The sequence below is a fragment of the Microbacterium panaciterrae genome (assembly GCF_039541635.1).
Classification (GTDB): domain Bacteria; phylum Actinomycetota; class Actinomycetes; order Actinomycetales; family Microbacteriaceae; genus Microbacterium; species Microbacterium panaciterrae.
This window is the reverse complement of the sequence record NZ_BAABGP010000014.1, coordinates 23,845-45,621: the sequence shown is the minus strand read 5'-3', so window position 1 is coordinate 45,621 and position 21,777 is coordinate 23,845. Positions and strand designations below refer to the sequence as shown.

23 protein-coding genes are annotated in these 21,777 nt (G+C 70.0%); 4 read left to right on the top strand and 19 right to left on the bottom strand.

What is annotated here, in order from left to right; genetic code table 11:
* Window positions 1-5: 5 nt before the first annotated feature.
* Genes rplB through rpsJ form a run of 5 tightly spaced genes read right to left on the bottom strand, consistent with a single transcriptional unit; the run spans window position 6 to window position 2,820 of the window.
* On the bottom strand, window positions 6-845 hold the full coding sequence (gene rplB / locus ABD882_RS10260; RefSeq protein WP_345186652.1) for a 50S ribosomal protein L2: 840 nt from the start codon (window positions 843-845) through the stop codon (window positions 6-8).
* 20 nt (window positions 846-865) lie between these two features.
* Window positions 866-1,183: a 50S ribosomal protein L23 gene (gene rplW, locus ABD882_RS10255; RefSeq protein ID WP_045249924.1), complete on the bottom strand. Its 318-nt coding sequence runs from the start codon at window positions 1,181-1,183 to the stop codon at window positions 866-868.
* Window positions 1,180-1,836, bottom strand: a complete 657-nt coding sequence (gene rplD / locus ABD882_RS10250) for a 50S ribosomal protein L4 (protein WP_345186648.1) — start codon at window positions 1,834-1,836, stop codon at window positions 1,180-1,182. Before rplD ends, rplW begins: the two co-directional genes overlap by 4 nt.
* 5 nt (window positions 1,837-1,841) lie before the next feature.
* Window positions 1,842-2,501: a 50S ribosomal protein L3 gene (gene rplC / locus ABD882_RS10245; RefSeq protein ID WP_345186646.1), complete on the bottom strand. Its 660-nt coding sequence runs from the start codon at window positions 2,499-2,501 to the stop codon at window positions 1,842-1,844.
* A gap of 10 nt (window positions 2,502-2,511) precedes the next feature.
* Window positions 2,512-2,820, bottom strand: a complete 309-nt coding sequence (gene rpsJ, locus ABD882_RS10240; RefSeq protein WP_017201594.1) for a 30S ribosomal protein S10 — start codon at window positions 2,818-2,820, stop codon at window positions 2,512-2,514.
* A 671-nt stretch (window positions 2,821-3,491) separates the two neighbouring features.
* Here rpsJ and ABD882_RS10235 point away from each other — a divergent pair.
* Both ABD882_RS10235 and ABD882_RS10230 read left to right on the top strand, forming a co-directional pair.
* Window positions 3,492-4,277, top strand: a complete 786-nt coding sequence (locus ABD882_RS10235) for a hypothetical protein (RefSeq protein ID WP_345186643.1) — start codon at window positions 3,492-3,494, stop codon at window positions 4,275-4,277.
* The gene (locus tag ABD882_RS10230; protein WP_345186642.1) at window positions 4,267-4,527 is read left to right on the top strand and encodes a hypothetical protein; all 261 of its coding nucleotides are present in this window, start codon (window positions 4,267-4,269) and stop codon (window positions 4,525-4,527) included. The genes ABD882_RS10235 and ABD882_RS10230 overlap by 11 nt, the downstream gene beginning before the upstream one ends.
* Before the next feature lie 172 nt (window positions 4,528-4,699).
* Here ABD882_RS10230 and ABD882_RS10225 read toward each other — a convergent pair whose 3' ends face one another.
* The 13 genes from ABD882_RS10225 to ABD882_RS10165 form a co-directional block, all read right to left on the bottom strand.
* The gene (locus ABD882_RS10225; protein WP_345186640.1) at window positions 4,700-4,924 is read right to left on the bottom strand and encodes a hypothetical protein; all 225 of its coding nucleotides are present in this window, start codon (window positions 4,922-4,924) and stop codon (window positions 4,700-4,702) included.
* Window positions 4,925-5,074: 150 nt separating this feature from the next.
* Window positions 5,075-6,265, bottom strand: a complete 1,191-nt coding sequence (gene tuf / locus ABD882_RS10220) for an elongation factor Tu (protein WP_345186638.1) — start codon at window positions 6,263-6,265, stop codon at window positions 5,075-5,077.
* Between the two features lie 168 nt (window positions 6,266-6,433).
* Complete coding sequence (gene fusA, locus ABD882_RS10215; RefSeq protein WP_345186635.1) at window positions 6,434-8,548, bottom strand: elongation factor G; 2,115 nt, start codon at window positions 8,546-8,548, stop codon at window positions 6,434-6,436.
* 114 nt (window positions 8,549-8,662) lie between these two features.
* On the bottom strand, window positions 8,663-9,133 hold the full coding sequence (gene rpsG, locus ABD882_RS10210) for a 30S ribosomal protein S7 (RefSeq protein ID WP_045271034.1): 471 nt from the start codon (window positions 9,131-9,133) through the stop codon (window positions 8,663-8,665).
* Between the two features lie 5 nt (window positions 9,134-9,138).
* Window positions 9,139-9,507 (bottom strand): 30S ribosomal protein S12, encoded by a 369-nt coding sequence (gene rpsL / locus ABD882_RS10205; protein WP_017201609.1) that lies wholly within the window; start codon window positions 9,505-9,507, stop codon window positions 9,139-9,141.
* A gap of 342 nt (window positions 9,508-9,849) precedes the next feature.
* Window positions 9,850-13,986, bottom strand: a complete 4,137-nt coding sequence (locus tag ABD882_RS10200) for an SCO7613 C-terminal domain-containing membrane protein (protein WP_345186630.1) — start codon at window positions 13,984-13,986, stop codon at window positions 9,850-9,852.
* Window positions 13,983-14,198 carry a helix-turn-helix domain-containing protein gene (locus tag ABD882_RS10195; RefSeq protein WP_345186628.1) on the bottom strand — a complete coding sequence of 72 codons (216 nt, stop codon included), beginning with the start codon at window positions 14,196-14,198 and terminating at the stop codon, window positions 13,983-13,985. The genes ABD882_RS10200 and ABD882_RS10195 overlap by 4 nt, the downstream gene beginning before the upstream one ends.
* Window positions 14,198-14,674 (bottom strand): DUF2975 domain-containing protein, encoded by a 477-nt coding sequence (locus tag ABD882_RS10190; protein ID WP_345186626.1) that lies wholly within the window; start codon window positions 14,672-14,674, stop codon window positions 14,198-14,200. The genes ABD882_RS10195 and ABD882_RS10190 overlap by 1 nt, the downstream gene beginning before the upstream one ends.
* Window positions 14,675-14,782: 108 nt before the next feature.
* Entirely contained in the window at window positions 14,783-15,430 is a 648-nt protein-coding gene (locus tag ABD882_RS10185) for a spermidine/putrescine ABC transporter substrate-binding protein (RefSeq protein WP_425563359.1), read from the bottom strand.
* A gap of 52 nt (window positions 15,431-15,482) precedes the next feature.
* Complete coding sequence (locus ABD882_RS10180; RefSeq protein WP_345186624.1) at window positions 15,483-15,968, bottom strand: hypothetical protein; 486 nt, start codon at window positions 15,966-15,968, stop codon at window positions 15,483-15,485.
* A 43-nt stretch (window positions 15,969-16,011) separates the two neighbouring features.
* On the bottom strand, window positions 16,012-17,121 hold the full coding sequence (locus tag ABD882_RS10175; RefSeq protein WP_345186623.1) for an ABC transporter: 1,110 nt from the start codon (window positions 17,119-17,121) through the stop codon (window positions 16,012-16,014).
* A 97-nt stretch (window positions 17,122-17,218) separates the two neighbouring features.
* On the bottom strand, window positions 17,219-17,371 hold the full coding sequence (locus ABD882_RS10170; RefSeq protein ID WP_345186621.1) for a hypothetical protein: 153 nt from the start codon (window positions 17,369-17,371) through the stop codon (window positions 17,219-17,221).
* Window positions 17,372-17,425: 54 nt separating this feature from the next.
* The gene (locus tag ABD882_RS10165) at window positions 17,426-19,357 is read right to left on the bottom strand and encodes a glycoside hydrolase family 13 protein (protein WP_345186619.1); all 1,932 of its coding nucleotides are present in this window, start codon (window positions 19,355-19,357) and stop codon (window positions 17,426-17,428) included.
* A gap of 81 nt (window positions 19,358-19,438) precedes the next feature.
* Between ABD882_RS10165 and ABD882_RS10160 the strand changes: the two genes are divergently transcribed.
* Entirely contained in the window at window positions 19,439-19,927 is a 489-nt protein-coding gene (locus tag ABD882_RS10160) for a YajQ family cyclic di-GMP-binding protein (RefSeq protein WP_345186618.1), read from the top strand.
* 147 nt (window positions 19,928-20,074) lie between these two features.
* A complete protein-coding gene (locus ABD882_RS10155) occupies window positions 20,075-20,686 on the top strand; it encodes a GntR family transcriptional regulator (RefSeq protein WP_345186617.1) in 612 nt (203 codons plus the stop codon).
* A gap of 3 nt (window positions 20,687-20,689) precedes the next feature.
* Here ABD882_RS10155 and ABD882_RS10150 read toward each other — a convergent pair whose 3' ends face one another.
* The gene (locus ABD882_RS10150; protein ID WP_345186615.1) at window positions 20,690-21,730 is read right to left on the bottom strand and encodes an alpha/beta hydrolase; all 1,041 of its coding nucleotides are present in this window, start codon (window positions 21,728-21,730) and stop codon (window positions 20,690-20,692) included.
* Between the last annotated feature and the right edge of the window lie 47 nt (window positions 21,731-21,777).

Genomic DNA, 21,777 nt, shown 5'->3' with positions numbered 1-21,777 from the left:
TACTCCTACTTGCGCTTCTTGCCAGCGTTACGGCGACGCACGATGTACTTGTCGCTTTCCTTGTTGGCGTGACGGGTGCGTCCCTCAGCCTGGCCCCACGGGGAGACGGGGTGACGTCCACCGGACGTCTTGCCCTCGCCACCACCGTGCGGGTGGTCGACCGGGTTCATGGCGACACCGCGGACGGTCGGGCGAACGCCCTTCCACCGCATGCGGCCGGCCTTGCCCCAGTTGATGTTCGACTGCTCGGCGTTGCCGACCTCGCCGATCGTCGCACGGCAGCGCGCGTCGACGTTGCGGATCTCGCCCGAGGGCAGACGCAGCTGAGCGTACGGGCCGTCCTTCGCGACCAGGCGCACGGAGACGCCGGCCGAGCGGGCCATCTTCGCGCCGCCGCCGGGGCGGAGCTCGATGGCGTGGATGACGGTACCCGTCGGGATGTTCTTCAGCGGCAGGTTGTTGCCCGGCTTGATGTCGGCCGATGCGCCCGACTCGACGACGTCGCCCTGCTTCAGCTTGTTCGGCGCGAGGATGTAGCGCTTCTCGCCGTCGAAGTAGTGCAGCAGCGCGATGCGCGCGGTGCGGTTGGGGTCGTACTCGATGTGAGCGACCTTGGCGTCGATGCCGTCCTTGTCATTGCGACGGAAGTCGATGACGCGGTACTGGCGCTTGTGGCCACCACCGATGTGGCGGGTGGTGATGCGGCCCTGGTTGTTGCGACCACCGGTCTTGCTGAGCGGACGCAGCAGCGACTTCTCCGGCGTCGATCGGGTGATCTCGGCGAAGTCTGCCACCGACGAGCCGCGCAGACCCGGGGTCGTGGGCTTGTACTTGCGAATAGCCATGTTCTGTCCTTATCCCCCGGTCAGTTCACTGCCGTGAAGATGTCGATGGTCCCCGACTTGAGGGCGACGATGGCGCGCTTGGTGTCCTTGCGCTTGCCGGTGCCGAAGCGGGTGCGGCGAGCCTTGCCGACGCGGTTGATCGTGTTGACGCTCGCGACCTTGACGTCGAAGATCTTCTCGATGGCGAGCTTGATCTCGGTCTTCGAGGCGCGCGGGTCCACCAGGAAGGTGTACTTGCCCTCATCGATCAGTCCGTAGCTCTTCTCGGAGACGACGGGCTTCAGGATGATGTCGCGCGGGTCCTTGTTCGCAGCAGCGGCGAGGATGTTGTCGCTCATGCCGAGACCTCCTCGGTAGCGCCGGTCTTCTGCGCGACGAACGCGTCGAAGGCGGCCTTGGTGAAGACGAGGTCGTCGGAGTTGACCACGTCGTAGGCGTTGAGCTGGTCGAAGTACAGCACGTGCACCCCGCCCAGGTTGCGGACGCTCAGCGCGGTCAGGTCGTCGTCGCGGTCGATGACCACGAGGACGTTCTTGCCCGGGAGCGCCTTCAGGTACGCGGCGGCCGTCTTGGTGGACGGCTTGCCCTCGATGCCGAAGGACTCGACGACGTGCAGGCGCTCACCGCGGAAGCGGTCGCTCAGCGCACCCAGCAGGGCGGCGGCGATCATCTTCTTGGGGGTGCGCTGCGAGTAGTCGCGCGGCTTCGGGCCGTGGACGATGCCACCACCGGTCATGTGCGGCGCGCGGATCGAGCCCTGACGGGCGTTACCCGTGCCCTTCTGCTTGAAGGGCTTGCGACCGGCACCGGAGACCTCACCGCGACGCTTGGTCGAGTGGGTGCCCTGGCGAGCCGCGGCGAGCTGCGCCACGACGACCTGGTGGATCAGCGGGACGTTGGTCTTGACGTCGAAGATCGCGGCGGGGGCGTCGACCGTACCGGTCTTCTTGCCGCCGGCGAACACGTCGAGCGTGAGAGTCGTGTCAGCCATGAGACTCAGGCACCCTTCACTGCGTTGCGGACGTAGACGATGCGGCCGCGCGCGCCGGGGACGGCGCCCTTGACGAGCAGCAGACCCTTCTCGGCGTCGACGGCGTGCACCGTGAGGTTGAGAACGGTCACGCGCTCGCCACCCATGCGACCGGCCATGCGCATGCCCTTGAAGACACGGCTCGGGGTCGAGGAAGCACCGATCGAGCCGGGCTTGCGGTGGTTGCGGTGCGAACCGTGCGAGGCGGAGACGCCCTTGAAGTTGTGGCGCTTCATGACACCGGCGAAGCCCTTGCCCTTGCTCGTGCCGACGACGTCGACGAGCTGGCCGGCCTCGAAAGTGCCGTCGACGGTGAGCTCCTGGCCCAGCGCGTAGTCGCCGGCGTCCGCGGTGCGGATCTCGGTGACGTGGCGGCGGGGGGTGACACCGGCGGCCTCGAAGTGCTTGACGAGGGGCTGCGTGACCTTGCGCGGGTCGATCTGACCGGCCGCGATCTGCACGGCGTTGTAGCCGTCCTTCTCGGGGGTGCGGATCTGGGTGACCACGTTCGGGGCCAGCTCGATCACGGTGACCGGGATCAGCTTGCCGTTCTCGTTCCAGACCTGGGTCATGCCGAGCTTGGTGCCGAGCAGGCCCTTGGAAATCTTTGAGTTGATGTCGACCATCGCGATCCCCTTACAGCTTGATCTCGATGTTGACGTCAGCAGGAAGGTCGAGACGCATGAGCGAGTCGACGGCCTTCGGCGTCGGGTCGACGATGTCGATCAGACGCTTGTGGGTGCGCATCTCGAAGTGCTCGCGGCTGTCCTTGTACTTGTGGGGCGACCGGATGACGCACACGACGTTCTTCTCGGTCGGAAGCGGCACCGGGCCGACGACAGTCGCGCCCGCACGGGTCACGGTGTCGACGATCTTGCGGGCCGACGTGTCGATGACCTCGTGGTCATACGACTTCAGGCGAATGCGGATCTTCTGTCCCGCCATTGTCTGCTCTCTCTCATTAAGCGTCGTACCTGCCCGGACCGGGTGATCCGGGGGCATTGGACGCGCGACGGCGCGTTCTGCGCCTTCGCACTCCTCCTCGAGGCCAGGATCCTTGCGGATCCGGCCCGGCGAAGGGGCGCACCACTGTTCTGCTGTCAGCCCGGAGCCTCACGACTCGCGGAAGCCGACCCCCGCACATGACGGGGCCTCGGTGAAGAGGTGTCGGTTGTGTGTTCTGCTGCCCGCGGCCCAGATCCCTGCGCCCGATTCCCGGAGGAAGGACGCCGTCTGTGCACAGCCCTGGCAGTGATTCCGCGCGCGAGCGATCGCGCGCTGAAATGTGGAACCTCAGTAGTCTACGTGCAGCCCGGGCGTGTCGCAAACTCGGGCGTGTCGCGATCCTGCCACCCCGCCCCCGATCCGCCCGCCCCGGCCCCTCTTCGCTGCTCGCCTGACGCCAGACGCCCCTCCGTTGCCCATTCAGGGGCATCTGGCGTCAGGCGAACCGGGTGACCGAGGCGGGGCGGGGCCGAGGCGGGGCTGGGCCGAGGCGGGGCGGGGCCGAGGCGGGGCGGGGCGGTGCGTTCTCCACAGGCGGGCGGTCGAGGCTGTTGTGCACCGAGTCTGCGTTCGGCGCTCCGGCGGGGCGCGGATTCGCAGAGGCTCTCCTCATGCCCCGTGCCCGGCCCCTGCCCTCTTCGCTCGGCGATTCCTTCACCTTCGCGGAAGGGACTGCTGCGGGCGCCACCCCGAAACAGCTGCGCCGCGCGGAATTCGCGGCGCCGTTCCGCGCGGCCCGCATGCGGCCCTCCCCGGATGAAGACGAAAAGGCGGATCAGGACGAGGATCCGTTCCGGGATCCGCTCGTCGACATCGTGCGGTCGCTGTCGACGGCCTATGCGCTCGTCATGCCGCCCGACGCGCATCTCAGCCATTCCACGGCCGCGGCGCACCACGGCCTTCCGCTTCCGCGTCACGCGTTCGCGCTGCACGAGGATCCTCTGCTCGCGATCTCCGACCGCGTGTTCGTCGAGGCCGCGGTCCACGGGCCTGGTCGCGCTCCGCGGGGCGGGCGGATTCGCGGGCACGAGACCGTCGCCGCGCAGGATCCCGTCATGCGCGTGGCCGGGATCCCGATGTCGACCCCTGCGGCGACCTGGGGATCGCTCGCCGCGCGGCTGAGCATCGAAGAGCTGGTGTCGGTCGGCGACGCCGCCGTGCAGGTGCCGCGGATCCCCGGTCCGTTCGGGCGCGTGCTCCGCGCCCCATTGGCCACGTTCGAGGATCTCGACGCCGTGATCCCGTGCGGGGCGCCGCGTCGGGATCGGGAGGCTCCGCGAGGCCCGCACGCTGATCCGGGTCGGATCCGCCTCGCCGAAGGAGACGGAACTGCGGCTGGTGCTGACGAGCGGCACAGGCCTTCCGGCCCCCGTCCTGGACCACGACGTGTGCGATGACCGCGGACGGTTCCTCGGCTGCAGCGAGATCGCCTATCCGGCCTTCCGCACGGCGGTCGAGTACGAGGGCGACTACCACCGCACCGATCGGAGGCGTTGGCAGAGCGACATCGAGAAGTACCAGGCATACGCCGCCGTGGGATGGCGGGTGGTGCAGGTCACCGCGGATCACCTCCGCGTTCCGCGGCGCACCGTTCAGCGTGTCCGCGAGGTCCTCCTGCAGGCCGGCTGGCGCCCCGGCCCGCACTGATCCGCCAACCGCCGGGCGCTCGGGCATCTTCCCCTGACGCCACATGCCCGGATCCGCCGCCCGCAGGGGCGTCTGGCGTCAGGCGAGCAGCAGCAGAAGAAGAAGAAGACACGACGGAGGGCGGGGCGCCGTGGCGCCCCGCCCTCCGGAGATCGTCAGGTGACGAGTGGAGTCACTCGTTGCCGACCTGCTTGTCCAGGTTTTCGCGGACGCCGTCGATCTGCTCCGCCGCACCCGGCGCGACCTTCTTCGCGAGATCGGCTGCGCCGCCGAGCACGGTGTCGCTGATGCCCTCGGCCTGCTCGCTGTGCAGCACCCCGTCGATCTTCTCCTTGTTCTCCTCGATGAACTCCTTGCCCTTGTTCACCACGTTGTTGAAAGCGTCTTCGAGACCCATATGGATGCCCTCCCTTGATCGAGGCGGCAGATCGGCCGCACCACGCCCCATTCTGCCGGGCCGACGGCGTGAGCGGAACCCCGGATGTCGACCGCGCACGACAGAGGGGCCGGACCCGAAGGCCCGGCCCCTCTGCGAGGAAGCTGCTGCTTACTTGACGATCTTCGTGACCGTGCCGGCGCCGACGGTGCGGCCACCCTCACGGATGGCGAAGCCGAGGCCCTCCTCCATGGCGATCGGCTGGATCAGCTCGACCGACATGTCGGTGGTGTCGCCGGGCATGACCATCTCGGTGCCCTCGGGCAGCGAGATGACGCCGGTGACGTCGGTGGTACGGAAGTAGAACTGCGGGCGGTAGTTCGTGTAGAAGGGGTTGTGACGCCCACCCTCGTCCTTGGACAGGATGTACGCCGTGCCCTCGAAGTCGGTGTGCGGGGTGATCGAACCCGGCTTCACGACGACCTGGCCGCGCTCGACGTCCTCGCGCTTGGTGCCGCGGAGGAGAAGACCGCAGTTCTCGCCGGCCCATGCCTCGTCGAGCTGCTTGTGGAACATCTCGATACCGGTGACCGTGGTCTTCTGCGTCGGGCGGATGCCGACGATCTCGACCTCGGAGTTGATCGCGAGGGTACCGCGCTCGGCGCGGCCGGTGACGACCGTGCCACGACCGGTGATCGTGAAGACGTCCTCGATCGGCATCAGGAACGGCTTGTCCTTGTCGCGGATCGGGTCGGGGATCGAGTTGTCGACGGCCTCCATGAGGTCGAGGATGGACTGGGTCCACTTCTCGTCACCCTCGAGTGCCTTCAGGCCCGAGACGCGCACGACCGGCGCGGACTCGTCGAAGCCCTGGCTGGCGAGCAGCTCGGAGACCTCGAGCTCGACGAGCTCCAGGATCTCCTCGTCGTCGACCATGTCGGCCTTGTTCAGCGCGACGAGCAGGTACGGCACGCCGACCTGCTTGGCGAGCAGAACGTGCTCACGGGTCTGCGCCATCGGGCCGTCGGTGGCGGCGACCACGAGGATCGCGCCGTCCATCTGAGCGGCACCGGTGATCATGTTCTTGATGTAGTCGGCGTGACCGGGCGCGTCGACGTGCGCGTAGTGACGCTTCGGGGTCTCGTACTCGACGTGCGAGATGTTGATGGTGATGCCGCGCTGACGCTCCTCAGGAGCCGAGTCGATCGACGCGAAGTCGCGCTGCACGTTGGTGGCCGACGGGTACTTGTCGGCGAGCACCTTCGAGATCGCGGCGGTGAGCGTGGTCTTGCCGTGGTCGACGTGACCGATCGTTCCGATGTTCACGTGCGGCTTGGTCCGCTCGAACTTGGCCTTAGCCACTGGGTCCTCCTCAGGACGTCGTGTAGGGGCACCGGTCACCGGATTGTGACCGTTTCCCTACGGGTTCATTTTCTCAGTTTAGTAGAGAGACGATGTGAAGTTGTCTGAGTGCCTGGTGGGCTCCCCTTCGACGAGCTCAGGGATCGGAGCCCACCAGGCTCCTCGGGCTTATTCGCCCTTGGTCTTCTGGATGATCTCGTCGGCCACCGCGCGCGGGACCTCGGAGTAGCGCTCGAACTCCATGGAGTAGACCGCACGGCCCGAGGTCTTCGAGCGCAGGTCGCCGATGTAGCCGAACATCTCGGACAGCGGGACCGACGCGCGCACGACCTTGACGCCCTGGGCGTCCTCCATGGACTGGATCTGGCCACGACGCGAGTTCAGGTCGCCGATGACGTCGCCCATGTACTCCTCGGGCGTACGCACCTCGACCATCATCAGCGGCTCGAGGAGCGCGGGGTCCGCGCGGCGCGCGGCCTCCTTGAAGCCCATCGATCCGGCGATCTTGAACGCCATCTCCGAGGAGTCGACGTCGTGAGCGGCACCGTCGACGATGGTCGCCTTGACGCCCACCATCGGGTAGCCGGCGAGCACGCCGACGTTCATCGCGTCCTGGAAACCGGCGTCGATCGAACCGATGTACTCGCGCGGGATGCGACCGCCGGTGACGCCGTTCACGAACTCGTACGTCTTGTCGCCGTCGAGGTCGAGCGGCTCGATCGTGAACTGGATCTTCGCGAACTGACCCGATCCACCGGTCTGCTTCTTGTGCGTGTAGTCGTGCTTCTCGACGGCCTTGCGGATCGTCTCGCGGTAGGCGACCTGGGGCTTGCCGACGTTCGCCTCGACGTTGAACTCGCGCTTCATGCGATCGACGAGGATGTCGAGGTGCAGCTCGCCCATGCCCTTGATGGTCGTCTGACCGGTCTCGGGGTTGAGCTCGGTGCGGAAGGTCGGGTCCTCTTCGGCGAGCTTCTGGATGGCGACACCCAGCTTCTCCTGGTCGGCCTTCGTCTTCGGCTCGATCGCGACCTCGATGACGGGCTCGGGGAACGTCATCGACTCGAGCACGACCGGGGACGCCGGGTCGGTGAGGGTGTCACCGGTGGTGGTGTCCTTGAGGCCGATGACCGCGTAGATGTTGCCGGCGGTGACCGAGGCGACCGGGATCTCCTTGTTGGCGTGCATCTGGAAGATCTTCCCGATGCGCTCCTTCTTGCCCTTGGTCGAGTTGACGACCGCGGAACCGGAGTCCAGGTGGCCCGAGTAGACGCGCACGTAGGTGAGGCGACCGAAGAACGGGTGCACCGCGACCTTGAACGCCAGCGCGGCGAACGGGTCCTTGGCGTCGGGGTGACGTTCGATGATCGTGTCGTAGTCCTTCGGGTCGTGCGCCTGGATGGAGCCCACATCGAGCGGGTTCGGCAGGTAGTCGACGACCGCGTCCAGCATCGGCTGCACGCCGCGGTTCTTGAATGCGGAGCCGCACAGCACCGGGTAGATCTCGGAGGCGACGGTGAGCTTGCGGATCGCGCCCTTGATCTCGGCGACCGTGAGCTCTTCGCCGCCGAAGAACTTCTCCAGCAGCACGTCGTCGGTCTCGGCGACGGTCTCCAGGAGGTGCTGACGGTACTCCGCCGCCTTCTCCTGCAGGTCGGCCGGGATCTCCTGGATCTCGTACGACGCGCCCATGGTCACGTCGCCCTTGGCGTCACCGGCCCAGACCAGCGCCCGCATCTCGACGAGGTCGACGACGCCGACGAAGTCGTTCTCAGAGCCGATCGGCAGCTGGATGACGAGGGGCTTCGCGCCGAGGCGGTTCACGATCGTGTCGACCGTGTAGTAGAAGTCCGCGCCCAGCTTGTCCATCTTGTTGACGAAGCAGATGCGCGGGACGTTGTACTTGTCGGCCTGACGCCACACGGTCTCGGACTGGGGCTCGACGCCCTCCTTGCCGTCGAACACGGCGACCGCGCCGTCGAGCACGCGCAGCGAGCGCTCCACCTCGACGGTGAAGTCGACGTGGCCGGGGGTGTCGATGATGTTGATCTGGTTCTTGTCCCAGTAGCAGGTCACGGCGGCAGACGTGATCGTGATGCCGCGCTCCTTCTCCTGCTCCATCCAGTCGGTCGTCGACGCACCGTCGTGGGTCTCGCCGAGCTTGTGGTTCACACCCGTGTAGAACAGGATGCGCTCGGTCGTCGTCGTCTTACCGGCATCGATGTGCGCCATGATGCCGATGTTGCGGACCTTGCTCAGGTCGGTGAGCACTTCTTGTGCCACGGGCGTTTCCTTATCCTCTGCTGTCGTTGTACGACGAAGTGACGTGGGGTGTCAGGATCGGCCCCTGCAAGCCCTGCGACAGGCTGCGGGGCCGATCCTGACCCGACTGGGTGATTACCAGCGGTAGTGCGCGAAGGCGCGGTTCGACTCGGCCATCTTGTGAGTGTCCTCGCGGCGCTTGACCGCGGCACCCAGGCCGTTCGAGGCGTCCAGGATCTCGTTCTGGAGACGCTCGGTCATGGTCTTCTCGCGACGGCTCTTCGCGTAGCTCACGAGCCAGCGGAGGGCGAGGGTGTTCGCGCGGTGCGGCTTCACCTCGACCGGGACCTGGTAGGTCGAGCCGCCGACGCGGCGGCTGCGGACCTCGAGGGTCGGGCGCACGTTGTCGAGCGCCTTCTTCAGGGTGGCGACGGCGTCCTGACCGTTCTTCGCCTCGACACCCGAGAGGGCGCCGTAGACGATCGACTCTGCGAGGGACTTCTTGCCGTCGACCAGGATCTTGTTCACCAGGGAGGTGACGATCGGTGCGCCGTAGACCGGGTCGTTGACAACGGGGCGCTTGGGGGCGGGGCCCTTACGAGGCATCTAACTCAACCCTTCTTCGCGCCGTAGCGGGAACGAGCCTGCTTACGGTTCTTGACGGCCTGGGTGTCCAGGGCGCCGCGGACGATCTTGTAGCGGACACCGGGGAGGTCCTTGACACGACCACCACGCACGAGCACCAGCGAGTGCTCCTGCAGGTTGTGGCCCTCACCGGGGATGTACGCGGTGACCTCGGTGCCGTTGCGGAGCTTCACACGAGCGACCTTGCGCATCGCCGAGTTCGGCTTCTTCGGGGTGGTGGTGTACACGCGGGTGCACACGCCGGCCTGCTGCGGGTTCGACTTGAGGGCGGGAGCCTTGGTCTTGGTGACCTTGGGCGAACGACCCTTGCGAACCAACTGCTGAATAGTTGGCACTGCTTCTCCTAGTTGTGCTGCACGGTGACAGCGTGATGGGCTTCACATCAGACCCGCCCGCACGCCGAAATCGGCCTGCGTTTGCGTGGTGGGTATGCCGTGGGGGCGGAACCGGCGAGTGCCGGCGCCCGGTACGCGCGCGTCAAGACACACGCATACCCGCTCTATCGTAATGCGGCGACTTGTTCTGGTCAAATGGACGGCCGTCCGCGCATGCGCCGGACGCTGCGCGGCGACCTGCGCCGGGAGGCCCGGAGGAGCACGCAGTGCCCGCGGTCCGACCCGTCGTTGCAACGCCGCTCCAGTGCACTCACGCCGATCCGCAGGCGGGATCCCATCCGGTCAGCGCAGGTCCCGCAGGCGCGCGGTCATCGGGGCGCGCTCGGCGCGCCGTTCGGCCGTGGTCGCGATGATGAGCAGCACCGCCCCCATCACCGCGAGCGTGATCCACCAGGGCATCGATTCGATGTCCCGGCCGATCTGCACCGCGAACACGAACACGTTCTCGATCGGGAGCACGATCAGCCCTATGAGGAACGGCGCTGCCAGCCGCCGGGTCGCACCGACGAGGATCGCGATCAGCGCGCACACCATGACCAGGATTGCGCGCCACGTGAGCGGATCCGTGAACGTCGACACGACCGAGGCGAGCATCGTCACGACGATGCCGGGCGCCAGCAGCGCCCAGGATCCCGTCACACCCCTCGGCCAGTCGTGCAGGCCTGCGAACGGCGCCGGGGGCGTCGTCGGCTCCGCCTCCCCGGGCGCCGCATCGGCGCTCGCAGGTCGCAGACTGCGGGTCTGCGCCTGAGAAGACCGCGATTCGTGGCCGAGGAGCGGGGAGGATCCGCCGAACCTGCCCTGCATCCCCGCCACGATCAGGAACAGTCCGAGCGGGAGCGAGAACCACTCCACACGTAGATCGCGCGGGCTCCACGCGACGACCGCGGTCACGAACGCGAGGACGAACAGGAGCCACACCGGCGCGACGGCGAACGCGCCGCGGGCGACCCGTCGCGCGGTGAGCGCCATCGCCACCAGCAGCACGAGCATGAGCGACCACATGCCCCAGATCGAGAACCAGTCCCTCTGGATCGCGGGCCACACGCCCGCCGTGGTCGCCACGAGCGCGGGGACGAAGAGCCACCGGGATTGTCGCACCGCGGCGGTCGGCGCGATCGCACGCAGTGCCGCCGCACCGAACGCCATGCCCGCGCCACCCACGACCGAGAGCCCCGCGCACGCCAGGAACAGCGGCCCGGCGGCGAGTGGTGCGGACAACAGCCCGGCCAGTCCCCCTCCCCGAGCCAGCAGCACCGCCTGCACGGCGCCGGCCAGCCCCGCCGCGATCGACGCCGCCGTCAGCCACGCCGCGGTGAGCCGCAGACGGCGGACCGTGGCGTACGCCTCCGGCGCCACCCTGGATGTGCCCCCCGCCGAAGCCCCCGCCTTCGCCTTCGCGACACCGCCGCCATCGCTGCCGCCCTCGTCCCCCCGCAGCTTCCGGGCGAGCACGCCCCCGACCGCTGCGAGCAGCCACGACACCACGAGCAGCGCCCCCGTGCGCCAGGGAGAGGTGTCCGCGGCGCCCACCCCGATGAGCACGAGCACCGGAGCCACCGCCCCGGCAGATCCGACCGCGACGAACACCGCCCCAGCACCGCCCCGCAGCGCGCGCACGATGCCGAACGCCACGGCAGCGAGCGCAGGCGGCAGCAGGTACACCTCCGCCAGGCCCACCCCGAGCACAGTGCATGCCGACCACAGCGCGCCCGTGGCGGCGACTGCCGCGACCGCACGCAGGTGCCTCCGACCCGTCGTGACGGTGGCGACACCCGACCCGGCCGCGATCAGCGACAGTACGGCGCACGCCGTGCCGAACCCCGCGGCGTCGCGCACGAGCGCCAGCACCACGGCGAGCGCACCGGTGAGCAGAGCGCCCGACTCGAGCGCCGTCTGCACCTGCGCCGCCACGATGCGGCCCAGCCCGTGGTCGACGATCACGCGGCGGACCTCGCGGGTACAAGGCAGCACGCCCGCCACGATCGCCGCGATCACCGGCAGCACCACGGGCGAGGCGCTCATCGCGAGCACCTGGGCGCCCAGACAGAGAACCGATACCGCGAGAGCCGGAACGATCACGGCCGCCGCGAGCAGCCGTACGGCGGGCACCGCGCCCTCGCGCCGCGTGCCCAGCAGCAGTGTGGCGAGCACGGCCATCGCGGCCGTGGGTAGTGCCGTCCAGCCGCTGCGTTCGACGAGCACCTGGGCGACCCCGATGGCGAACGGCACGGCGGCCACCACGAGCATCGCCTGCCAGGAGCGCGCCGGTACCAACCGTGACGCCGTGACCGCGGCGACCGCGAGCAGCCCCGTCGTCGCGACGATGCTGAGCAGCGCGACCCCGCCGATACCGGCGAGGGCGAGCCCCGAGGAGAGCACCACGAGCGCGTAGCCGAAGCCAGAGCCGACCAGCAGAAACCGCCAGCCCGCGGGCAGCGCCACGCCGAGCGCGGACAGAGCGAGAAGGGTCGCAACGCCGGCCGCGGGCATGAGCGCCGGGTCCTCCGCGCCCACGAACGCCGCGAGTGCGACCGCGATATGGGCTGCGAGGAGACTGAGGATCCGGGCGACCTCCCCGATCCGCCGTCGCGGCACTCGCACGACCAGCGCCACCGAGACTCCGGCGACCAGCAGCAGGCCGATGCGCAACGGCGCCTCCAGGAGCGCAGACGCCCCGAGTGCGAGCACCGCGAACGAACCGGGCACGATCGCCAGCACCGCGAACACGGCACGGAACGTCGCGCTCCGCCTCCGCGCCAGGGTGGCCACCGTTCCGAGTGCGGTGGCGCCGATCGCGAGGTTCACCACCAGCGCCCACCCCAGATCGACGGGCAGTTCGCCGACCGGACCGACCGCGAGCGCCGTGCGCCCGGCGACACGCGCCAGGACGGATCCGCCCGCGAGTGCGGTGAAGATCCCTCCGGGCACGAGCGCGACAGCCAGCACACCCAGCGCGCCGCCCGCGACGGCGACCGGGCGCGCGGTGCGCGGCAGCGGCAGCACGGCACCGAGCAGCACGAGGCCCAGCCCGACCCCCGCCGCGCACGTGACCAGGAACGACGGCGCCCCCATGCGGGGCGCGAAGCTCAGCGTCACCAGCACGGGAGCGCCGGCGCCGGCGACGCCCGAGACGATGCTCCATGCGACCGCGCCCCCGTTGCGCGTGGCGAGGAGCGCATGCGCGCAGACGAGCACTGCGGCGACGGCGAGCACGGGCATCGTGCCCGCAAAGGTCAGCAGCCGGTCGGCGCTCACGAGCAGCACGATCATCACGGCGACCGCCTGCGCGACGATGAGGGAGTCGCGCTCGAGGGCGAGCGGTGCCGGATCCGGGCCGTGCTCCCGGACCGACGTGGCTGGATCCGGGCCGGTCGCCGAGGAGCCGCTCGGGATCGGTTCGAACGACAGCCGACCGCCGGAGGGTCCCTCCGCGCGGTCTTCCCGGCCTGCCTGGTCCGGACCGGCGGGGAAGACCGCGGCGTCGGCGAGGAACCGCGCCCCCAGCCGCGGCAGCGCGGCGACCCCCGCGAGTGACACGAAGGCGACCGCGACGACCGCGAGCAGGCCGGCATCGCCGATGCCGCCGACTCCGGCGAGCATCGCCGGCGCCACGGCGAGTCCGACCGCGCCCGCCCAGAGCCAGATGCGCAGTCCCGCCCGACCGGCGACAGCGAGGAGCGCCGCGGAACCCGCGGCCGTCACAACGGCGCCGAGCAGCCAGCGATCGGTGCCCGGCGCAGCGGCGACGGCGCCGTGAGCGGCAAGCCCGGCGAACACCAGGGCGAGACCGGCCACGGTCTCCGCGGAGAATCGCAGTCCTCGGCGGGCGAGCAGCACGCCGCCTGCAAGGAACAGCGCACCCGTCGCGCCGACGATGGCGGTACGCGCCGCGTCGGCGAGATCTGGCGTGAAGAAGCTGAACACGATCGCCGCTGTGCCGAACAACCCGGCTCCGGCCAGCGACAGCAGGGACTGCAGCGGAGCGCTCCGCTGCGGCGCGGCCCCGTGGCCTCCCGAAGCCGGCGGCGGGCTGTGAAGCACCCCGGGCGGCGCAGCGATGGGCCGTCCCCCACCCTCCGCCCGCTCACGTTGGCCCGACACCGACCCGGCCAGGCCATGATCCCTCCACACTGACCCGGATCCGCCCGACATGGACCCTTGAGATGCGCCACCTCGCGCAGCAGCCGTCTCCGGCGCGATGCTCCGGGGCAATGCCGCCAGCAGCTGCTCCCGACGTGCGAGCGCGGCGGCCGCCTGCACCGAGGCCGACCAGAGGTCCTGGGCCTCCGAACCGCGGAAGTCCGCGCCGCAGGCCTGGCAGGTGGGACCCGAGACCGCAGCGGCGCAGACCGGACAATGGGTGTCGTCGCGCAGCCGCTCCAGCGCCGTGGCCGCCCAGGCCGCGGAGGCGCTCATGCCTCGCCCTCCGGGATCCAACGCAGGATGTCGCCAGGCTGGCACTCCAGCACCCGGCAGATCGCGTCGAGCGTCGTGAAGCGCACGGCCTTGGCCCGGCCGTTCTTGAGCACGGCGACGTTGGCCGGCGTGATGCCGATGGCGTCGGCGAACTCCTGCACGCTCATCTTCTTCGTCGCGAGCTGCACGTCGAGATCGATCACGATGGGCATCAGACGACCTCGGACAGATCCTGCTCGAGCTCGAGCGCCTTGCGCAGCAGCCCGCGCATCACCCCGACCAGCAGGGCGAGGGCAATGCCGATCACCGCGCCGACCACGCCCAGCAGCAGGATCGAGGGGTTCACCGCGTGCCCCAGCATGAGCACGACCACGGCTGCCGCGATCAGCACCGCCGAGGCAGCCATCGTCATCATGATGATGTCGACGTAGAGGAACGAGCCTGGGCTGAAGATCCGGTCCTCGCGCACGAGCGACAGCAGGCGCCACACGCAGACCAGCACGAGTTCGATCAGCGCCACCAGCACGATGCCGCCGACGATGCCGGGGACGGCCAGATACGCCAATTCGGGATTGCGCTCGGCGGTAAGCAGGGCGACGCCGGGGATGAGCACCACCTGAGTGGCCAGCAGCAGCGCGAGCAGCACGACGATGAGCGCCTTGAGTGCGGCGGTGATCCGGGGTTGCATGGCGCTCCTATCGAAAAGCGATCTGTATCTATCGAAAAACGATAGCCATGCGAGCGCGTCGACGCCAGTCCCGATCGCCTCTCCCAGCGAATGTTCGGTTTACCGGGGTCAGGGCGTGTCGGGGTCGAACGGGGAGTCCAGCGCCTCGGTCAGCTCGGCCAGCATGGCCTCGATCTGCGGTTCCACATACTCCGAGATCGCCGCCTGCACGCGCAGCCGGTGACGCAGCATCAGGCCGCAGATCTCACGCCCCACCACGTTCGCGTAGTCGTCGGCCAGCGCCACCTCGTGCCGCAGCGCCGCCTTCGCCTCGTCGCTGAGCGGGGGCAGCGGGGGCAGCTCCCCCGCATCCTCGTCGGCCATCCCGGCGATCGTGAACAGGAACGGGGCGCCGGGCACCGGATCCGGATCCAGCGGCATCCCCTCGTACTCGGGCTCGAGATCCTCGGCGGGCCGGTAGGCGCGGGCGCGGTTGCGTGCGGCCTGCTGATCCAGCTCGCCCTGCAGCATGGGCAGGTTCACGGCCGTGTACTCGGCCACGGCGTGATCGACGATCGTCTTGATCCGCGTCGACAGTCCGTGCTGCACGCCGTGCGGCACGTTCCCGCCGATCCCCGCCGCCGACAGGACCGGGGAGCCCAGACAGCGACGGCACGGGGCGACCCGGCCGCGGTGCGTGGACGGCTCCCAGCGCGGCACCCAGCGCAGCCAGGCCTCCACGGCCTGGTCCACCTGGGTCTCCAGCGAGCGCTCCACGCACCCAGCGTACGGCGCTGACACGCCGCGGAGCACGCGGCGCGCGAATCCGCTACTCGTCCCCGTCCTTCTCCCACGGCCAGCGCGGGGCGCGCGCCGCGGTCCGGCGCAGCGCGATCGCGACCCACGCGGCGACGAGCGCGGCGACGACGATGACGGCGCTCGCCCCGCCGAGCACGAGCTGTCCCGCAGCGGCCGTGGCCCGCACCCCGCCCGTGCCCTCCGACACTGCGGTCCCCCACACGCCGCCGAGATGCGCGAGTGCCGCGGCGAGCGCCAGGAACACGCTGGACACGAACGACGGGCGGGCCTCGGCGAGCACGGCCCGCAGCGCCAGCGCGAACACCACGACGGCCAGGCCCATGCCGACGACGCCGGGCAGCTGGCCGAGCTGCGGCACCGAGATGATGTCCTGCTCGGCGAGCAGGCTGAGCATCCCGAGCCCCAGGATCGACAGGGCGAAGAACGACACCACGCCGATCACCCAGGCCAGGACAGGACGGACCCCCGCGGGCCGGGGCTCGCGGGGGTCCGGCATCGAAGCGTTCGTGATGATCTCCCTGGGGGAGCTGGCGCCGCCGCTACTGCGGCAGCTGGGGTCCGGCGTCGAGGACGCGCTCGTACTCGCGCTGTGCCTGCTCATTCTGCACCGTGCGCCGCGCGCCGGTCCGCGCAGCCCACGCGCCGAACCAGATCGTCAGCTCACGGCCGAAGATGAATGCCGCGATCGCGAGCGGCGCGAGCAGCTGAGCGTTCGCGGTGTTCCCGAGCTCGCTCGGCGCGAGCTTCCAGAACTCGACGGATCCGATCGCGCCGAGGATGTGCCCGCCGTAGGCGAAGGCGCCCACGATGATCCCGAAGACCACCCAGAAGCCCCAGCGGCCGCGGTTGATGATCGCGCCGAGCAGCCAGAAGCCGATCGCGAACAGCGCGACCGGCAGCCACAGGCCGGCGCTGAGAACCTGGTTCAGCAGGAACGTGCCGATCGTGTCGGATGCGACCTTGCCGTTCAGCGCGGCGATGCCGAGCGCGGTGCCGAGGTACAGCACCGCGAAGCTGAGTGCGGCGAGCAGGCCGATCCCGAAGATCGCGCCACGGTTGCCGCGCTCACGCGGCGCCTCGGGAGCCTGCACGAAGATGGGCAGCGGAGCCGCCTCGGCGGGCGCGGGCGGCATCGTGGCGGCGGCCGGCGCGAGCACCTGCGTCTCGGCGGCGCCCGCGGTGTCGGCGGTGAGCGTCGTGGTGGATCCGATCACCGCGGTATCCGCCGCGCTGTCCGCACGTGGCGGCGGTGGCGTGAACGTGCCGCCGAACGTGCCGGGGTAGGAGGCCTCGGCCTCCGCGAACGCGGCCAGATCGGGGTCTTCGGCGGGGGCCGCGGGCTTTTCCGGCGCCGCCGACGCGGCGGGCGCCGCGGACGCGCCAGCGGACTCCTCGACGACGCCCGCGGGCGCGTCGGGCGTCGTGGCGGCGGGCGTCTCGGCGCGGGTGTCGGCCGCGCGGGCGGCCTCGGCCAGAGCCTCGTTCGCGCTCTGCGCGACAGCGGTGTGATCCGGTGCGGCCTCGGGCGCGTCGACGGGCGCGCCCTGCGCCTCCGCCGCGGGCTCGACGACGTCATCGGCGGGCGCGGCATCCACGGCGTCGTCGACGTCGTGCGCCTGCGCCGGCTTCGAAACCTCGTGGTCACTCATGGGAGCTCCTCAATCCGGGTGCAGTGCTTCGAGGTTAGCTCCGGCATCCCGCACCGGAGGGGAGGCGTGCCGGAAAACCGCCGACGCGGCCGCGGGCTCACTGCCCGACGGAGCCCAGCACATCGGCGAAGTACTTCACCATCACCGGCGCCATGGGGGCTGCGAGGTAGAGGAGGCCGGCGACGACACCGGCGCACAGAACTCCGGCGAGCCATGCGATGCCGCTGTTGCGCCCCCCGATCCTTGCCATGATCCGAGGATACGAGCGCGCTGCCGCGGAGCCGGGATGGCGCGCGGCGCTCGCTCAACGACCCTCGAGGGGCGCCGGCACGACCACGCCGGGCAGCGCCCAGGCGGCGAACGCCGGACCGTCTGCGGCGAGCGCGACCGCGCCGTCGTCGGAGACCGCGAGCATCGCGTCGCCGTGCAGCGCGACGGCCGCCGCGGCCCCCGACAGCCCACCCGGGGCGAGCTCGACGTCGACGTCTCCGCGCGCCGCGAGCACCAGCACCGTCTCGGCGGCCGACTCGCGCACGAACACCACGCAGTCGTCGTCGGCGTGCAGCCAGCGCAGCCCACCGGTGCCGAGCACGGGGTGCGCCCGGCGCAGCTGGACCAGGTCGCGGTACAGCCCGATCCGCTCCGCCACCTCGGGACGCTCCTCGGATCCCCACGGGATCGGCGTCCGGCTGGCCTCGCCGTCCACGCTGGTCAGCCCGAACTCGTCCCCCGCGAACACCACGGGCACGCCGGGGAGCGTCATCGACAGCCCCACCGCGACCGGCACCGTGCCGGGGGCGGCGTTCGTGGCGAACCGCGCGGTGTCGTGCGTGTCCAGCGGCTGCATGTTGCCGAGGCGCACCCGCCACGGGATCCCGGCGGTGAACCGGGTCATCGAGTCGACGAAGTCGCGCGCCGTGTAGCGCGGGATCCCGCCGACCTGCATCCCGAAGAACCACGACTCGGTGCGCTCCTGACCCTCCGCCGTCAGATACGGCTGGCCGTTCGGCGCGCTCAGCCAGGCCCACACCGGTCGCGTGAACGACGGGTAGGTCATCGCGCCGTCCCAGCCGTCGCCCTGCAGGTCGCTGGTGGCGTCGTTGGTCGACTCGCCGAGCAGGATCGCCTCGGGGTTGATCCCCCGGACCGTCTCGTGCAGGAGCCGGCGCACGTCGGCGTTCAGGTCGATCGCGCCGAGGCGCCCGGTCATGTTCGCGACATCCACCCGCCAGCCGTCGGCACCGTAGGGCGCCTTCAGCCAACGCGCGACGACCGAGTCATCGGCGGTGATGAAGCGCTCCCGCAGCTCGTCGCTCGACCAGTCGAACTTCGGCAGGCTCTTCGCGCCCATCCAGCACTCGTATTCGGTGTTGGCGGTGTCCGTGAAGTAGTAGAAGCGCTCCTCGGGTGCACCGGGGTGGCCGTAGGCGGCCCGGAACCACTCGTGCCGATCGCCGGAGTGGTTGCTGGTGAGATCGCCGATGACCTTGATCCCCCGGGCGTGCGCCTCCTCGATCAGCCGCGCGTAGGCGGCGTCCCCGCCGAGGAGCGGGTCGACGCTCAGGAAGCTCGAGGCGTCGTAGCGGTGGTTCGAGGCCGCGGGGAACACCGGCGTCAGGTAGAGCAGGTTCACGCCGAGCGCGACCAGGTGATCGAGGTGCTCGATGATCCCGGGGATGTCGCCGCCGTAGAACTGGTGCGCGCGGCCCGGCATGACCGGATCCACCGGGGTGTCCCAGCTCGCCGGGATCGCCCAGTCCGGCGTCGGGTGCTCATCCGCCTGCGCCGAACGGGCGAAGCGATCCGGGAACACCTGGTACATCACCGACTCGTGCAGCCACGCGGGCGGCGTGGGCGCGGCGACGAGCGCGAAGTCCTCGGCGTCGAGGGTCTCCAGGCGATGGATCCCGGTCTGGTTCAGCCATTCGATGCGGCCGTCCTCGTGCTGCAGCAGGAATCGGTAGCCGTGCCGCGGGTTGCGCACGGTCACCGGCGCCTCCCACCAGTCCCAGCCGTCGGCTGTTCCGATGCGCTCGGCATCTGTCCACTCGGGTTCGTGGTCGGGGTTGGAGCGGGTGCGCACGGCGGCGAGCGGACCGTAGCCGGCGGGCACGCGCAGACGCACCCGCACGACGTCGCCGAGGGCGGGGGCGTCAGCGGAGACGTGCAGCGGGGATCCGTCGTGGTGCGGGAGGAGGTGCGGGAGCGGGAGGGGGTGCGGCAGCGGAGCGCTCATGTCACGTCACGCTACCCGGGTGCGCCCGCTCGCAGGGTGCACGGATCCGCCGGAGCGCACCGCGCTCGTTACACTGCCTGTATGGCTGACAGCTCATTCGACATCGTGTCCAAGGTGGATCGGCAGGAGGCCGACAACGCGCTCAATCAGGCCCGCAAGGAGATCGAGCAGCGCTACGACTTCAAGGGGGTCGGCGCCTCGATCGCGTGGAGCGGCGAGAAGATCGTGATCCTCGCGAACTCCGCCGAGCGCGTGAACGCGATCCTCGACGTGTTCCAGTCCAAGCTCATCAAGCGCGGCATCTCGCTGAAGAGCCTGGAGTCGGGCGAACCCGCCGCGAGCGGCAAGGAGTACCGCCTCGAGTCGACGCTCAAGGAGGGCATCAGCTCGGAGAACGCGAAGAAGATCGGCAAGATCATCCGCGACGAGGGTCCCAAGTCGGTGAAGTCGCAGATCCAGGGCGACGAGCTGCGGGTGCAGTCCAAGAGCCGCGACGACCTGCAGACCGTGATCGCGCTGCTGAAGGGATCCGACCTGGATCTCGATCTGCAGTTCCTGAACTTCCGCTGACGCGGGGCGGGCGCCGCATCGCGCAACGCCATTCCGCGCCGATATTTGGGTTTGACCGCCCGGGGTGCGATAGTGCTGTTCTGGGGAAACTACTTGGGGGTAGTTATGGACGGCGACGTTCTGGGAATCTCTGTGTCACATACACAGGTGGGGGTCACGAAACAGCTTCTCGCTGAGGAGGTGTATCAGCGCGTCGGCGCGTCGATCATCGACGGCACGCTGCCGCCCGGGCACCGCATCCGAGACGCCGAGCTCGCCGCGCAGTTCAGCGTCTCGCGCATGCCGATCCGAGAGGCCCTGCAGCGGCTGGAGCGGATCGGACTCGTGGAGATGTACCCGAGTCGCTACACCCAGGTGACCGAGGTGTCGCCCGCCCTCACCGTGAAGACGCGCGAGTTCGCGGGATACATCGAGGGCGCGATCGCGGCGATCGCCGTGCCGCGGCTGAACCCTGAGGAGCGCACCGAGGCGGCGCAGCGCGCCCTGGGCATGACCGATGCGCTCGAGGACGGGAACGCGTTCTCGGCCACCCGGTGGGCGTTCATCCAGTACCTCGCCGAGCGCAGCGACAACGAGATCTTCCGCACCGTCCTGGACGAGACGAGCATGCTGCTGTTCCGCAACCTCCGCCCCTGGTCGCTCAGCGCCGCCGAGATCGACCGCATGCGCACGATCCACACCCAGCTCGCGCACGCGATCCTGGCCGGAGACGGATCCGCCGCCGAGCGCCTCGTCCGCGCGATGCACCTGGTGGACTGAGCGCTATCCGGCCGTGCGGCGCGCCGAGCGGTCTTGCGCGGACCACCCCTCGACCCAGCGCCCGAGACGCGCGTAGGCATCCTCGCGCGCGTCGTGCCGGGACAGGAACACGTCGTGCAGCGCGCCGTCGATCCGCTCGATCGTGACGGACTGGCCGATCCTCAGCGCGGCGCGGGCGATGTCGTCGACGATCAGCACGCTGTCGGCCCGGGTGAGGTCGTCCGACCAGACCGTGGGATAGGCGCTGCGGGCCGACAGCAGCACGCAGACGGGGGCAGAGATCCTGATCCCCGCGGCGATCGTCGCATGACCGGCGAGGATCGCGTGCAGCCAGCCCGCGTGCACCGCCATCGTCTGCACCGGCCGCCAGTCGAGATTCACGCTCATCGGATCGGCGGGATCCGCGGCCTCGTGCTGCGCCCGCGTGTAGAAGCCGAAGTCGACCTGCGGCGCCCGATCCAGGGGCCGACGCCGCGCCTGCAGCCCCACCAGCGGCGCGATGGACTCGCGCGTGAACCGCGGCAGCTGGAACTCCAGCCACGGGCTGTTCAGGATCACCGCCGAGGCGATGCCGGGGTTGCGCGCGGCCCACAGGCTGAGCACCAGCCCGCCGGTGGAGTGACCGAGCAGCACCAGCCGCCGGCCCGCGGCGTGATCGCCGTGCTGCATCGCCGCGAGCGCGGCGGCGATCTCCTGGTCGTACTCGACGAGGTCCGCGATATAGCCGGGAGTCTGACCCGCGCGCAGGCTGCGGCCGTACTTGCGCAGATCGAGGGCGAAGAATCGCGCACCGCGGGCGGTCCAGAACCGGGCGAGCCGTTTCTGGAAGAAGTAGTCCGACCAGCCGTGCACGTAGAGCACGTCGGTGCCGGCGAGCGTGCGCCGGTCACCGAACAGCCGGCGACCGAGGCCGACGTGCGGCAGCGCCCGTACGAGGGTGGCGACGATCTCGCCTTCGTCGTCGGATCCGAGCGGCAGGGTGAGCTGCTGGAACTCGTCGCCGAGCACGTCCGGCACCCAGGCGGCGGGATCCGGTCGGCTCATGGCCCCAGGGTAGCGGCGCCGACGCCGGCGACGTTCACGCCCCGACC